The organism is Achromobacter deleyi (assembly GCF_902859705.1).
Classification (GTDB): domain Bacteria; phylum Pseudomonadota; class Gammaproteobacteria; order Burkholderiales; family Burkholderiaceae_B; genus Achromobacter; species Achromobacter deleyi.
Window position 1 is genome coordinate 88,443 of the sequence record NZ_CADIJO010000007.1, and the last position, 14,887, is coordinate 103,329.

8 protein-coding genes are annotated in these 14,887 nt (G+C 63.5%); all 8 read left to right on the plus strand.

Annotation, left to right across the window (positions count from 1 at the left end):
* Positions 1-107: 107 nt before the first annotated feature.
* Positions 108-2,519: a phage nozzle protein gene (locus HV798_RS12500; protein ID WP_246288741.1), complete on the plus strand. Its 2,412-nt coding sequence runs from the start codon at positions 108-110 to the stop codon at positions 2,517-2,519.
* A gap of 10 nt (positions 2,520-2,529) precedes the next feature.
* Complete coding sequence (locus HV798_RS12505; protein ID WP_175216443.1) at positions 2,530-3,324, plus strand: virion core protein, T7 gp14 family; 795 nt, start codon at positions 2,530-2,532, stop codon at positions 3,322-3,324.
* Positions 3,325-5,811 (plus strand): hypothetical protein, encoded by a 2,487-nt coding sequence (locus HV798_RS12510; protein WP_175216444.1) that lies wholly within the window; start codon positions 3,325-3,327, stop codon positions 5,809-5,811.
* A gap of 66 nt (positions 5,812-5,877) precedes the next feature.
* On the plus strand, positions 5,878-10,854 hold the full coding sequence (locus HV798_RS12515; protein ID WP_175216445.1) for a hypothetical protein: 4,977 nt from the start codon (positions 5,878-5,880) through the stop codon (positions 10,852-10,854).
* A 60-nt stretch (positions 10,855-10,914) separates the two neighbouring features.
* A complete protein-coding gene (locus HV798_RS12520) occupies positions 10,915-12,588 on the plus strand; it encodes a phage tail fiber domain-containing protein (protein ID WP_175216446.1) in 1,674 nt (557 codons plus the stop codon).
* A gap of 7 nt (positions 12,589-12,595) precedes the next feature.
* Positions 12,596-12,793, plus strand: a complete 198-nt coding sequence (locus HV798_RS12525) for a hypothetical protein (RefSeq protein ID WP_175216447.1) — start codon at positions 12,596-12,598, stop codon at positions 12,791-12,793.
* Positions 12,729-13,088, plus strand: coding sequence for a hypothetical protein (locus HV798_RS31935; protein WP_425486139.1), 360 nt, complete (start codon positions 12,729-12,731; stop codon positions 13,086-13,088). Before HV798_RS12525 ends, HV798_RS31935 begins: the two co-directional genes overlap by 65 nt.
* A 41-nt stretch (positions 13,089-13,129) precedes the next feature.
* Positions 13,130-14,887 (plus strand): phage terminase large subunit, encoded by a 1,758-nt coding sequence (gene terL / locus HV798_RS12535; protein ID WP_246288743.1) that lies wholly within the window; start codon positions 13,130-13,132, stop codon positions 14,885-14,887.

Here is a 14,887-nt window from a genome sequence, read left to right on the forward strand (position 1 = left end):
TCTCCGAACAGGTCCCCCAGGACCGCCTAGCGGGGCAGAACTGGGAGCAAGTGAACATGGTGTCCGACCCCCGCCGAGGCGTAGCCCGCCGGCACGGGTCCGTCACTATGGACGAGAAGGTGCTGGGCCTACCCCAGCTCACAGGGGGGCAGTACGCCTACCTGCGGAACTACCGCGAATACAGCTTCTTCCTGGGCGGTACTGAGTACAGTCTGATCTACCAGGCAGGCGAGCGTCCGTCTGCGGACACGCTGCCGTTCTGCTTCTGCCACAACAAGGTGACGGGCAAGTTCCTGTCAGTCACGATGAACGAATCCTCCCCAGGTGCGCTGGATTCTTGGCGGTACGGCGGCCTTTCCGCAGTCACTACCGTGGGCCGCTACGTGGTGATGGCTTCAAACCGTGTGGGGCCGGGGCACTCCTCTGTGGACCAGTACGCTGCTCACTCCACGGAGGCGGTGGCCTGGGTGCGGGGCGGGGCCTACAGCCGTACGTTCCGCGTCACGTTGAAGCGTGCCGATACCGGGGCGACGGTGAACGTGGCCTACACCACTATGGCGTCCAGCTACCCTGCGCTACTGGACACTTCCGACATTGTGCAGGAAGGGAATCCCAACTACGCGAAGCAGGTCAATGACCGCGTGAACGCCTACAACTCCGCGTCCAATAAATGGATTGGGGACGCCCAGGCGAGCGTGCAGCCGCAGAACATTGCGGCGCAGATCGGGGCACAGTTGACGGCCAGCGGGTTCACCAATTTCTCGCTGAATGGAGGCTCGCTGATCCTGTCCAATGTGGCGGAGCTGTCCGTGAACGACTCGGGCGACGGTTCGCTGTTCCGGGCGGTCCACAACGAGGTGGACGACCCCGCCAAACTGTCTACCGTTCACTGGACCGGTAAGGTCGTCAAGGTCAAGCCCAAGGGCACCGACGACGCCTATTACATGGTTGCCAAGATCGACACGGGTTCCACGGGCACGGTGCGGTGGGAGGAGGGCGCAGCCCAAGTGGTGAAGCCTGGTCAGGTGTTCGCCCTTGCCACGGTGTCCGAGGATGGGCGCACGCTGGTGATTGCGGACACCCCTGCCCAACTTGCGACGGTCACAGGAACGCCTGTGCCGGGGTACAGCGAGAGCCGGGTGGGCGACCTGGCGGCGAAGGGCGCGGTGCCCTACTTCTTCGGCCGCCGCATCACGCTGCTTACCGTGTTCATGGACCGCCTGGTCATAGTGGCGAACGGTGTGGTCTTTATGTCGCGGGCCGGGGACTACTTCAATTGGTTCCGGAACTCCATGCTGCGGCAGGATGCGGATGATCCGATTGAGGCGTACGCACTGGGCGCGGAGGACGACATCATCACCCGCTCTGTCACCTACAACAAGGACCTGTTCATGTTTGGGGAGCGGAATCAGTACTCAGTAAGCGGAAGGATCGCGCTTACACCCCAGACCATCGCCATATCCACGGCGGCGGGTGAGAAGGACTCTGTGACGGGGCAGCCCATTGTGGTCGGCAACCTGCTGTTCTACGGCAAGTACGAGGCGGCCCCTAACCAGGACGGCCCCAGCCCGTACAGCGGCAGTGTCTCCCAGTTTCAGCTGGGCCTGTTCGAGGGCAGCCCGGAGACGTATCTGGTCAGCCAGCAGCTGGACAAGTACATCCGGGGCCGCCCCACGCAGTTCGCTGCTTTGCCGTCGCCTCACACCGTATTCGTGCGCACGGACGGCTATGACCGTGGCGTGTACACGTACCGATTCATTGACCAGCCCGGCAGCCAGTCACGTGTATTCGATTCGTGGTCCCGCTGGGAGTGGTCCCCTGTGGTTGGCCGGATCATCAGCATCACGGTCTACAAGGCAACCTTATACGTCTACACGATCCGTGAGAACGCGCGGGGGCCCTGGGTGGCGTGCGAACAGTTCGTCATGGACTCGGACCAGTCGGCCCGGCCTTACCTGGACGCGCAACGGCCCCCCACCGAGTACGCCTCCGGGGGCGGCTTCCTGGATGCGGCCGACCCATCCGTGCTGGGCGATGTGCATGTGGCGGCCTCCCAAGGTTCTGATGCGGCATTCCTGGGCGCTGAAATTGCGAAGTTCCATGACTTCTACGCGGCCGAGCTGCAAGGCGGCACGCGCCCTGGCGTGGTAGGCATCGGGTTCTCCGGTGCGCTACAGATTACGTCTCCGTTTGTGCGGGACCAGAACGACCGGGCGCTAGTGAACGGCCGGTTGGTGGTGAACCGCTACACGCTGTCCGTCACCAAGACCTCCGGCCTGGACGCTTACCGCATCGACATGGCGGGCGCGGCGCGGGTGTTCGGGTTCAACGGCCGCCGCGTGGGCCTGAGCAATAACCAGGTAGGCCGCCAGCCCACGACTACCGCTACGGTTGACGTCCCTTGCGGCCGGGCGAACACGGAGCACCGTATGGAGTTCCGCACCCGTGCGTGGCTCCCGGCAACCATCTCCGCTATAGAGTGGGTGGGCCAAATCTTCAACAACACCCGGCGAGTCTAGGAGGATAGATATGGTGTGGATGTTCGCGGCGCAAGCTGCGCTCCAGATCGGCCAGGGATACATGGAGAACGTCACGCGGGACACGCTGGCTCGCGGCCAGCGGGCGATTACCCGCTCCAACACGGCCTCCACCAACCTTGTCAATCAAGCTAATGCGGACGCGGCGAACAGCCTGCGCTCCGCCAATAACTCGTTTGCAGCTGCGCAAGCGACCCTGCAGAACACCCTCCGCTCCATCGGCAATCAGGAAAAGATGCGGGTGTTTGGGCAGCAATACAACGCCCTGGAGACAAACCAAAGCCGCATGCTGGACGGAATGGTGCGGGGGAAGCTCTCCGCCCGCCTAAAGGGCGCGGCCGCGCTCGGGGCGCTGCGTGCAGACGCCGCGGCTCGGGGGGTGGGCGGCTCTAGCAGCGAGCTGATGCGGTCGGTCCTGTCGCTCCAAACTGGGGCAGCCATTACCACGGCTACGGACAACGAGCGGTACGTCCAATTCGACGCACTCCTCCAGAAGCAGGGCCTCATTCGTACCGCAGTGAACAGCCAGGATCAAGGTCAGAGCCTGCCCAACCTGGACTACGGCATCAACATTGCCCCGACTGTGTTTAATCCGATCACCTCGCTGGACTACCAGGGAGGGGCAATGGGCCGCGCTGTGTCAGGCTGGCTGGGCGGGCAGGGCGTCAGCACGCTTACGAAGATGCTGGGCAGCCTTGGCGGCCAAGAGAAAAGCAGCTACGTGCGAGCTGGCCCCGCAGTGTCCCAGGTAGACCTGGGCGGGGGTAAATATTTCACAGGAGCATAAATGGCAGGCGATTACGGCCTAGACAGCGGCGGGAACGTCGTCATTCAGCAGGTTACGGATGCAGGCCAGGGGCCTGCGACCCGCTTGGGCGGCGGGGGCAGCGGGGGCTTTACCTCGTTTGCTCAGGCCCCACAAGCTCCCGGTGCCGACTTCAGCGGCGCGGCGGAAACCAGCATGCGTACGCTGGAGGCCATCAACAAGATGGCACAGGGCGCGCTGGCCCCACTCATCGCAGCAGAAGAGCAGCGGCAGTACTACGACGGCATGTCCCAGGTGGCTCAGGGTAAGTCCCTCCTGGAGATTCAGAAAGAACGGCCCTGGTACACGAAAATATTCGGACCTTCCGCCACGGTGCGCGGCGCGCAGGCAATGACCCTGATGGGGACATTGGACACAGCAAAGGCGGACTTCCTCGGGCAGATGCCGGAGCTGCGCAAGCAGACACCGGACGCCGTACGCAAGTACCTGTCTGACCAGGTGCGGCAGATCGGGAGTACCGGCGACCAGTCGATGGACGCGATGGTACAGGCGAAGCTGGCCGAGCAGTGGGGGCCGATGCTTGACCTCCACATGAAGCAGCATGTCGCGTACGTACAGGAGCAGAACGTAACCGCGTTCGGCAATGGACTGGTAACGGCGGGGGACTCGTTCCAGCAAACTCTCGGAGTGGGCGGCGGGTTCTACACGCCGGAACAGGTAAAGGCCGAGCAGGATCGGGCCACGAGCGCGTTCGCGCCTATCCCTGGCATGACGGACGAGGCTTGGGCCACGACTACGGCGCAGGGCCTTCAGGCTAACTTGATGCGCGGCAACTTCGGCATCTACGAGGCGTTCAAAGGCACGGCGGAGTGGAACAAGCTCCCGCTCAATGCTCGAACGCAACTGGAACGTATGCAGCCATATGCGGTGCAGTGGGCACAGAAGAACGCCCCGATGTTCCGGGAGGATGCCAGTAACACCGCCGCCCTTGAGGTCGCACTGTCGCAAGGCTCGGGTCCTCAAACGCTGGACGCCCTGCACAATTATGTGCAGCAGGAGAACGATAAGTTCATGCGCCAAAGCGGCAGCGGCTCGCCCAAGTTCACCAACTCGGACATCGAGCACATGGACAAGCTCTGGTACAAGGGGCGGGAATTCCTGGAGCGGCAGCGGGCGGCTGCGTACACCGCGTACCAGAAGGGCGAGCTAGAAAAGACCGACGCCGTGGCGCAGAAGGAGCAGGTGCTGCGGGCGGTGAACGACGGCGGCTCTGCCGCGCCAGTGGCGATGAATAACCTCTCGCCGGACATCATCCAGCAGACGCTGCTGGAGACGCGCCTGGGCATGGAGAACTCGCCCAACAAGGCCGACCTGACTACCTGGCTGCGCAAGCTGGCCCCGGCCGCCCAGTTCGGCAAGAAGATGGTGGACACCGCACTATCGGAATCGCTCACCGTGGACGCGAACAACTTCTTCGTCCAGGGCACCCCGGTTACGGACCAGATGCGCCGCTCCTTGTCTTACATGCAGATCATGGCCGGAGCGCCCAATGGGATGGCCGGCCTGGCTGCATACGTGGGGCCGGAGAATGCCGCGAAGATGGCGTTCATGTCGAAGCTGGCCCCAGACCTCTCGGACAAGTCAGCGGTGGACGCCGCCCGTCAGGCCGTGCAATCCGGCTGGGACGCCCCAGTAACGGCAACGGACAAGAAAGCCGTGGCTGCTTACCTGAGCGACCAGGACCCCGGGTTCATAAAGCGGAACATCCCGCTGTTCGGCCCCGGGGCGCTGTCTGGCTATGAGCTGAACGACGACAGCAAGGCCCGGATGGTCCAGGACTTGGCCCCCAACGTGGCCCGCTTCGTGCGGGGCATGGGTATGTCCCATGAGCAGGCCGTGGCTCTGGCCTTCACCCAGATGTACGGCGCCAGCTCGGACGTGGACTTCGTGGACGGTACGTATGTGCCCGGCTCACCCGCCTCTCAGGGCGGTGGCCTGTTCGCCACGGTATCCGCCAAGGTGGGTGGAATGTCGCAGCTGTCCGAGGACTACCAAACCGCGCTCCGCAACGTGCTGAACGACAACATGGGCAAGCAGATTGGGAGGTCCCCGATCAACCCCATCAAGGACCTAACGGCGGCGGATAAAGCAGCGAACACCGCAGCCCGAACTACCAACGGCCTCCTGTCAGCTATCCCATTTGTGGGTGAGCGCCTGGGCGAGACGTTCAACGATACCGGGAAGCTGGCCCCGAGTGTCGATACCTTTGACCCCAACGACTACAAGACTGTCTCCGGGATGGCTACGGGGGCCGGCATTCTGTTTATGTCGCGGGTCCCGAAGTCGGTGGACAAGGGCCTCAAACCGGTGACGGTAATGATTACGGCGGACCAGGTTCTGGCGGAGATGGATGCTATCCGGCGCAAGAATGCTGGGCGTGCCGCACCCCGCCAGATCACGGCCCCGTTCTCGGACGCGGCTACGGCGGCAACCAGCATTTTCAAGTAGCAGGCAACCTAGGCGGGATTCGATGAGTCCCGCCGACGATGCCCGTTAATTCATAACAGGAGGTCCATGGACCCTATCGGTATTCGCAACAACAATCCCGGCAATATCCGCACCAGCGGCTTGGAATGGGAAGGCGCAGTAGGCGAGGAAGGCGGCTTCGTGAAGTTCGACGGCCCCATCGCTGGAGGTAAGGCCCTCATCAAGAACCTGATGGCCTACAACACGAAGTACGGGCTGGACACCGTGGAAGGCATCATCGGCCGGTGGGCACCCTCGGTAGAGAACAACACCAGCGCCTACGTGGATGCGGTGGCGAGCGGCATGGGAGTCGGGGCGAAGGACCCGCTGGACATGCGCAGCCCCGCCGTGCTGGCGAAGCTGGCGGGCCTCATCTCCCGCCACGAGAACGGCGGGGATCACTTCGACCCCGAGTTCTTCGGCAAGGTTGCGGAGTCCGCGGTGCAGGGTGCGGCCATTGATCCGCTGACGAAGGCGTACATGAATACGGCGAAGGCCCCCTCGTTCACCAAGGCGGTGCAGCGCGCCGATGCGCTGGGCGAGCACGCCCCGGTGGACTTGGCGGCTGCTGCGGACGCCTCAGCGTTTAAGCAGCGGTTCCCCGATTCCGTGGACGGCCCCTCCCTGTACGAGGCGGATGCGCAGCGGCTGACGAATAAGCAGCTGGGCGTGGGCTTCCGCGAGTCCGTGATGGATTCGCTGGTCCACAACACGGTGACAAACAAGCTGATTGAGCTGGCGGGGCGCGGGGAGTATGACCCCGACTTCAACCCGATGAGCGAAGAAAACAAGCAGCGCACCATCAAGGCTGGTGTATACGGCAACGACAACCTGATGGACTACGTGAACGCATCGCGCAACGCGCAGGACTTCAGTGAGCGCCTGACCACCGCGCAGGAGCGGCAGGACGTGCAGCGGCGCATGAGCAACATGGAGGGCCTGTCCTTCGCCAGCGCCATTGCCGGGCAGCTGGTCGGCGGCATCGCTGATCCGGTCGCGGTCGTAGCAACGGTCGGCTTGGGTGCGGCAGTGGCCTCTGCCCGCAGCGCGGCTGCCGCCGGGCGTGCGCTTTCCATTGCACAAGGCGCAGGTGTGGCCGCCGTGGAGAACATCGCGGTGGGGCAGGTGCTGGAGAAGGCGGACAACCAGCGCTTCTCCTGGGGCACGTTGTTCGAGCAAGGCATTACGGGCGCGGCACTGGGTGCCGTGGGTGGTTTGTTGGTAGACCCGAAAGGCCGTCCGCATATAGACCCCACGCAGCAGGTGAACCCCGAAGCGGCCCCTGTGCTCAACGCAGCCGCACGGGCGGTACGGGAGGTCATTGACCGCAACGTGAGCAAGGCCTGGGAAAGTGGGCAGGTGAACGGGCGCGGCAGTCTGGGAGAGGCATTCGTTGATCACTCGTACAGTACCAACTACGACGACCTCACTACCCACTCCGTGCCTACGCTGGGCCAGGCCCGTGTTAGCCCGCTGGAGGAAGCCCGCGCCCGGGTGCTGGACAAGCAGATCGACACGCTGGAGTCCGAGCGGGTGGAGCACGTTGCGAATGCGGCGGGCGCAGCGGAGCGCGGCGACGTTCGTGCGGCCCGCCAACAGATTGAGGAGCTGAAGCGGCAGCTACCCACGCCGGATGACCGCAAAGCCCTTACGCGCCACTACCAGGACCAGGGCATGAAGTTCAAGGACGCCAAGGCTCGGGCGGGCAAAGAGTTGGACGCGAAGAAGGCGGACCTTGAGGCTGGGATGCAACGGGTGCAGGATGGCATCGACCAGAATGCGAAGGCGGAGCAATCCACGCAGCGCCTGCAACAGGTGGACAAGGAGCTGGATGCCTTGCGGAAAGAGCGCGAGGGGGTGGCGGCACCTCAGACGGGCCGCACCGTACTTAATCGCGCTCTGGAGGCTGCGTTCGCCGTGCAGCGCGAACGGGCCACCCTCACCCCGCCTCCGCGCACTGCGCCGCCGCCCACGGACGCCCCTTCCATCTCCGTTCGTGCGGAGTTGGCCCGTATCGCGGACGAGGCCACGGACCCGATGATTCGTACGCTGGCGGGCCGGCTGCGCGAGCAGCGCCTGGCGGACGCCCGGATTTACCAGCGGCCCCCGGAGGAGATTCGGAAGCTTACAGACGGCAAGGGCCAGGCTTACTACGACCCTGCCGCCGGTTCCGTGAATTGGTCCCACGACGCCCCGGACCATGTGCGCCTCCATGAGATTGCTCACGCGGCAACCTACGATGCGCTGCGCTTGGGCGAGGCGCACCCGGAGTCCACCGTGGGCCGCATTCGGGCCGAGCTGGATGAGCTGCGCCAGGATATGCAGAAGCTGCACGGCAACGCGCCCGAGGGCATGACCCGCTACTACTTGGACTCTGTTGAGGAGTTCGTGGCCGGGCTGTACTCAGGCAACTCGGACTTTATTCAACGGCTGGCCGCGACAAAGCTAAAGGACGGGGAGTCGCTGCTGAGTCGTACGGTGCAGCTGGTGCGTACGCTACTGGGCCTCGGGCCGCAGGACACGAACGCGCTGCTGAAGGCACTGGACCTAAGCGACAAGCTGATCGCCTCTGACCTGCCCAAGGCGGGCAGCGGCGGGAAGCTACTGTTTCCTGCAAACGAGAAGCTGCCCCTGAGCACCCGCGAGCAGGTGTTGAAGGAATCCCTGGAGGCGATTGGAGAGGACCTAGACCCGGCCGCGAAGGTGACGGCGGAGCGCGGGCAGAAGTGGCTGGAAAAAGCCCCCACATGGTTCGACAAGGGCAAGACCTGGGCGTACTCGCCTGGCGTGGCGTTGTCTGGTTCTAAGTCAAAGATCGCCCGAATCGCGGGCAGCGTGTTGTTCGAGAACTCGCTAGGGAGCGGGAAGCGCAACAGCACCGTAGCCATGAACTACGAACTGTTGCAACGCGGCTACCGGGACCCGTACTTGATGGCCGTCCGTGAGGACATGGTGGGTCTGATGTCGGCGAAGGAGCGAGCCGACTACATGTTCCTGGGCGGCGCACGTAAGGCCGTGCAGCGCATTTCTACCCAAGTGGCGGAGGAGCGTGCCCGGATGCGCCAGGCCGCCAAGGCAGGGCAGCAGTACGTGTCCCAGGCTCCGGAGCAGGTGCAGCGCATCGCCAAACAGATGGATGCTCAGATCGAGCAGATGGTGGGTGATGGCCTGAAGGCCGGCAACCCGTACGCTGGCACGGTGAAGGGTTCTGGCACGACGGGCTTTATGCCCCAGGTTTGGAAGTGGGACAAGTTCGGGGATGCCCTGCGGAGCGACCCGAAGGCCTGGGAGGCCCTGCGCAAGAACTTCACGGAGCAGTACGTGGAGCGGAACGTGGATCCGGTTATCAAGGAGCTGGTTGCGGGCGGTGCGGACGCCGAGCAGGTTGCGGCAGCGCGCAAGCGGCTGATGGAGCAGGTTGAGCATCAGGTAAACACGCGGATGGGCGAGTCCGTACGCGATCCGGACACCCGCACCAACATGGACTCCGGCAAGTTCGAGACGATGGCCGCCGAGCTACTGACCGAGAATTTCCAAGGAACGCCCGTGACGGACAAGGTGGCGGCAGAGTTCCGCCGGCTGCTGAACGAGAAGATCGAAGACCGCAGCCGTACGGAGTTCGACCTGCTGCGCGAGGTGGAGGGCGTGCGCTTGCTGGACTACGTGGAGCACGACGTTGTGTCCACCATTCAGCACACCGCGCACAGGTTCTCCGGTCAGAATGCCATGGCAAAGGTGGGCTTCAAGGGCTACGCGGACTTCGAGGCCCTGCTGACCCTCGCTACCAAGGACGGCGCATCCCCAGAAGAGGTGGAACTGCTGGCGTTCGGTGGGCGAGCGTTCGGCTTCCGCCCGATGATCGCCAAGGATCATCCGATGCTCGCCACGCTGCGGAACTTCACGTACGCGGCCACGATGGGTAAGCTGGGTATTGCCAACCTGGCGGACGTGGCAGCTGTAACCACGGCCTCTGGCGTGCGCGGGATGTTCAAGACGCTGGGCTACGGATTCCGTCCATCCACCGAGCTAGTCCAGGTTCTGTCTAAGCGCGGCCTGGGCCTCATCGGGCAGGACTACCGCATCCACTCCATGACTGCTGACGTGCTGCCGAACGGCCGCGCAATGGTGGGGATGGGCGCAGGCCTGCTCAGGGCCTCTCAGCGGGCTGCCCAACTGGTGTCCTACGTCAACGGCTCCAACGCGCTCCAGCGGATGCTCCACAAGGGCTTTCTGCCCGTGATGGCGGAGGACTTGGTGAACGGCATCCGGGGCCAGGACGGCGGCATGTCTCTGCGCCGCATGGCGGATGCGGGCCTGGACGGCGACACCGTGGCGCGCATCAGGGGCCAGCTGGAAAAGTACGAGCCGAAGCGCAAGGAAGGCGACGGTTTCAAGTGGGAGTCCTGGGACGACCAACAGGCGGCCGACAAGATGATTGAGGCCATGCACCGCGTGACGTACCAGACGTTCCAGCGGGCGCTGGTGGGGGAGGCCGCCATGTGGCGCAGCGAGTCAGCCCTGGGTTCGGTCATCGGACAGTTCCACAACTTCGGGCTGACCTCCATGGAGAAGCAGCTGGGCCGCAATCTGGCGATCAACGACATGAACACCTATACCGCTATGGCGGTGGGCATGGCGTGGTCCTCGTTGCTGTACTACGCACGCCTCCAAGCGGGCACCGCAGGCATGTCTCAGGCCGACGCGGACGAGTACATGAAGAAGAACATGGAGACGGGCCGCCTTGTTACCGGCACGCTCACCTACTTCAACATGAGCGGCATCGCGGCCGAACTGGCGGGCGTGGGCGAAGTCCTCTTCGGGGGCAACACCTACCAGGCCGGGTCTGGCCCCGTGGCGTCCATGGGCTACGTAGGCAACGTCGCCAAGGCCATCAACAGCGTGGGGAACCTGGCTACCGGTCAGGAGGGAACCGGGAAACATCTCCGGAACATCCTGCGCATCCTCCCCGGGGGCAACTCAATCCCCGGCACCTACTACAGCAACGTGCTGAAGGGCTGGGAGTAAACGGGGCCACCTTCGGGTGGCTCCATTCAGTACCCATTTAGACACAATTATGGAGAGTCCATGCTAGCTCCCGAGCTACGGCCATGGATCGCATCCACAGGACAAGACGGCAAACGCTACTCCATGCAGGAGTTCGCGGGCGACGGCGCGCGGACCTCATTCGAGGTCAACTTCGCGGGTGGCTATATCGACCCGGAGAACGTGCGCGCCTATACCTATGTCGCAGCCACGGGCGAACAGACGCCCGTCACTGTGGTGCTGACTGGCCCCAACACGATTTCAGTAGTACCCGCCGTGCCGGTGGGAACGTTCCTGGTGGTATACCGGGACACCGAGAAGTCCCAGCCTCTGGTGGACTTCGTGGACGGTGCGGTGCTGAGCGAGGCCAATCTGGACAAGGTGGCGCGCCAAGCCATATACGCCACCGCCGAGATGGTGGACCGCTTCTACGTGACCGCGCAGAACGTGAGTGATCTTACGGCTGAGGCCCGCGCCGCAACCGAGCGATCCCAGCTAGCACTGGGGGTGGCCGAGGCAGCGAGTGCGGCCGCCTCATCTGCGGTTAGCACGGCCGCTCAGGCGCTCGCCGGGGTGGAAGGTGCGGAGCAAGCGGCTATTGCTGCTACGGCTGCTGCCCAGGCCGCTACGGCAGCGGCCGACAACGCTAACCAAACCGCTGCCGATGTCCGAGGAATCGCCCAGGCCGCCGAGGGAAAGGCGGACGCTGCCGTTGCAACGGCGGGCGGAATTGATGGCAAAGCGCAGTCAGCGCTGGACACCTCAATTGCGGCCAACGCCGCTGCCGTCAGCGCACTGTCGGTAGCGAACGGTATTGATGCTAAGGCGCAAAGTGCTCTGGAAAATTCCGGTGCTGCCATGGCGACAGCAAACTCCGCAGCGACCACGGCATCAGAAGCGTTTATGGCCGCTGCCTCAGCGCAGACCACCGCCAACGATGCGGACTTGCGCTCCAAGGAAAACCAGTTGGCGCTCCACCAGCGTGCGGGCATCAACAACCTGACCGGGCTGTTTAGCGGCAACTTCACCAATGATCAGCGCGGGTGGATTAACTACTCTGGCGCAGTTCTTCAACCTGTAGATCGGGTATCCGGCCGTATGCGGACCATTGGCCCAGGTCACCACGACTTCAAGCTGGGCGTTGTCGGCATCAATGGACAAGACACGACAGCGCAGCTCACCGGCACGGTTAACTACTTCCTTGTCGCTAATGGCTCTGGCGCGGGTGTTGTCGCGTCCAGTGCTTCGCCGAGCAACGGCCCGGCAATGCCTGCTGGGTACACTCACTGGGTGTGGTTTTGTTCGGTGCAGTACGGTACTGGTGGGGCCATCATGGGCAACACATTCCGGTACGACGTGGTGGCGCAGTTGACCACCATGTACGCTAACCCAACGCCGAACGCCCAGGTAGTGACCCCGACCTGGCAGGTTCCTCCCACGGCCACCTCCTATGAGGTCATGGTCCGAACCCTGGTGGTCACCAGTACCTCCCCGGCAGAAGCAGTGACTGCACTTCGGTGGGCTACCAATGCCCCGCCTACCCAAGCGAACGCAACCGTGTACGCCTACGCAAGCTCGGCCTCGTACGTCTACCGCCCCTTCACGATTCCTTGCGGCTTCACGCTGTTCGGATGGGTGACCTTCTCCGGCCCTGCTACCCGGGGTGAGGGCCTGTTGGAAGTCACTGGCTACACCCTCCCCAACAACTGCAACTAAAGAATCTATGACCCCGACCGACAAGGCGGCGGACACCCTGGCCGCTGTGAGCGGCGGTGCCGCCACCACTCTCACCATTTTCGGAATCACCCTTGGCGACGTGTACGCCATCCTCGGCACCGCATTCTTGCTGGTGCAGATTGCGTGGTGGGTCCGGAATCGCATCAAAGAGCGCCGCTCCGGCAGCACTGGAGGAAGCGATTAGCAAGGCAACCGTTGAGGCTCTTTCCGAGCTGCACGGAGTCGTAGCGCGAGAACTTACCCGACGAATCAACGCCGATGAGGCGAGCGCTGCGGACATCGGGGCAGCCATCAAGTTCCTCAAAGACAACAACATCACTGCGTCCGTAGAGGACAACGACCAAATGCGGTCGCTGAAGGACAAGCTGGCCGAGCGCGAGGCCAAGCGAGGCAAGCTCAAGCTGGTGCCCCAGGCACCTCCGGAGCTGACCGAAGAAGAACACGACGCCATCATTGAACAGGCGTCCCGGGTGGCATGAGCCGCCGAGAACCCCCAGAGCTTGCGCTAAAGCGCTGGGACATGCTGGAACTGGTCCAGAACGCGTACAAGACGTTCACGCCGTTCCTGCATGACGTAATGACCGAGCTGGGCTTTACGACCACGGAAATCCAAGAGGACATCGCGGAATTCCTGGAGTACGGCCCCCATTACCTGATGGTCCAGGCGCAGCGCGGGCAGGCCAAAACAACCATTACAGCCGCCTACGCCGTCTGGTGCCTTATTCACGACCCGTCCTATCGGGTCCTGATTGTGTCGGCAGGCGGCACGCAGGCCAATGAAATCTCCACGCTCATCGTCCGGATCATCACGACCATGGACGAGCTGGAGTGCTTGAGGCCAGACCGTACGGCGGGCGACCGAACGTCCGTTGAGGCATTCGACGTCCACCACTCGCTGAAGGGTCTGGACAAGTCCCCGAGCGTGGCCTGCATGGGCATCTCCGCCAACATCCAGGGCAAGCGCGCCGACCTGCTGATTGCCGACGATGTGGAGTCCAAGAAGAACTCCCTCACGGAGCACCAGCGCGAGCAGTTGCTTGAGCTGACCCGCGACTTCCCGTCTATCTGCTCGACCGGCCGAATCATCTACCTGGGTACGCCTCAGTCGGTGAACTCGATCTACAACACGCTGCCTGGTCGGGGCTACACCATCCGCATTTGGACGGGGCGCTACCCGTCCCAGTCCCAGCTCGCCAACTACGCCGACATGCTTGCGCCGCTCCTGAAGCGGCGGATGAAGGCTGACCCGTCTCTGATGACGGGCGGCGGGTTGCTGTTGGACCAGGGGCAGCCTGTGGATACCGGCCTCCCCGCTGGGACCGAAGCGTTCCTCCAGAAGAAGGAGGCGGACCAGGGGCCGGCGTATTTCCAGCTTCAGCACATGCTGAACACGACCCTGGCGGATGGGGACCGTTTCCCGCTGCGGCTGCACAAGATCATGTCTGTGCGTGTCCAGGGCGAGGTATATCCGCTGACCCTGACGCCCGGCATGCTGGAGCACCAGGTGGTGCGCTACGAGCTGAACGGTCGCACGTACACCATGAACGTGCCAGCCTCTCTGGCGGAGGACCGTGCGCCGCTCCAGGGCGTCACGATGTACGTGGACCCGGCAGGTGGCGGCAAGAACGGTGACGAGACGGGCTACGCCGTGGTTGGGTTCCTGAACGGGAACATTTGGGTGCTGGAGTGCTCCGGCGTTCGCGGCGGGTACTCCGTGGAAATCTTCCAGCGGTTGGCCCGCATCGCGGCGAAGTGGCATGTGAACCGGATCATGGTGGAGAAGAACTTCGGCAACGGGGCGTACCTCCACGCGTGGCTACCGATCCTCCGCGCCGAGTACCCGCAGACCATGGGTGCCGGGTGTGCGATTGAGGAGGTGTTCGAGGGCGGCCAGAAAGAGCTGCGCATCATCGACACGCTGGAACCGGTAATCGCCCGGGGCGCGCTCATCTTCAACGATGACATAGCTCGGAACGAAGGGGACAGCCTTAGCGGCTATCCAAACGAGCAGCGCATCTCCTACAGCCTGTTCAACCAGATCAAGTCCATCACCCGCGAGAAGGCGGCCCTGACGCACGATGACCGCATTGACGCCCTGGCCGGAGCAGTCCGCTATTGGACGAAAGTGCTGGGCGTGAACCAGGAAAAGGCCATCCAGCAGCAGCGCGCCCGCGAGTTCGCGGAGTGGAAGAAGAACCCCCTTGGATACAACCGCAACACGCAAGGCCCTGGGGCCAGTGGGCGGCGGGGGTCCATGTTCAACAAGTACAAGAGGTAA

Coding starts and splice junctions, on each gene's coding strand:
- HV798_RS12500 (WP_246288741.1), top strand. CDS start 108: ATGGACGAGAAGGTGCTGGGCCTACCCCAGCTCACAGGGGGGCAGTAC.
- HV798_RS12505 (WP_175216443.1), top strand. CDS start 2,530: ATGGTGTGGATGTTCGCGGCGCAAGCTGCGCTCCAGATCGGCCAGGGA.
- HV798_RS12510 (WP_175216444.1), top strand. CDS start 3,325: ATGGCAGGCGATTACGGCCTAGACAGCGGCGGGAACGTCGTCATTCAG.
- HV798_RS12515 (WP_175216445.1), top strand. CDS start 5,878: ATGGACCCTATCGGTATTCGCAACAACAATCCCGGCAATATCCGCACC.
- HV798_RS12520 (WP_175216446.1), top strand. CDS start 10,915: ATGCTAGCTCCCGAGCTACGGCCATGGATCGCATCCACAGGACAAGAC.
- HV798_RS12525 (WP_175216447.1), top strand. CDS start 12,596: ATGACCCCGACCGACAAGGCGGCGGACACCCTGGCCGCTGTGAGCGGC.
- terL (WP_246288743.1), top strand. CDS start 13,130: ATGCTGGAACTGGTCCAGAACGCGTACAAGACGTTCACGCCGTTCCTG.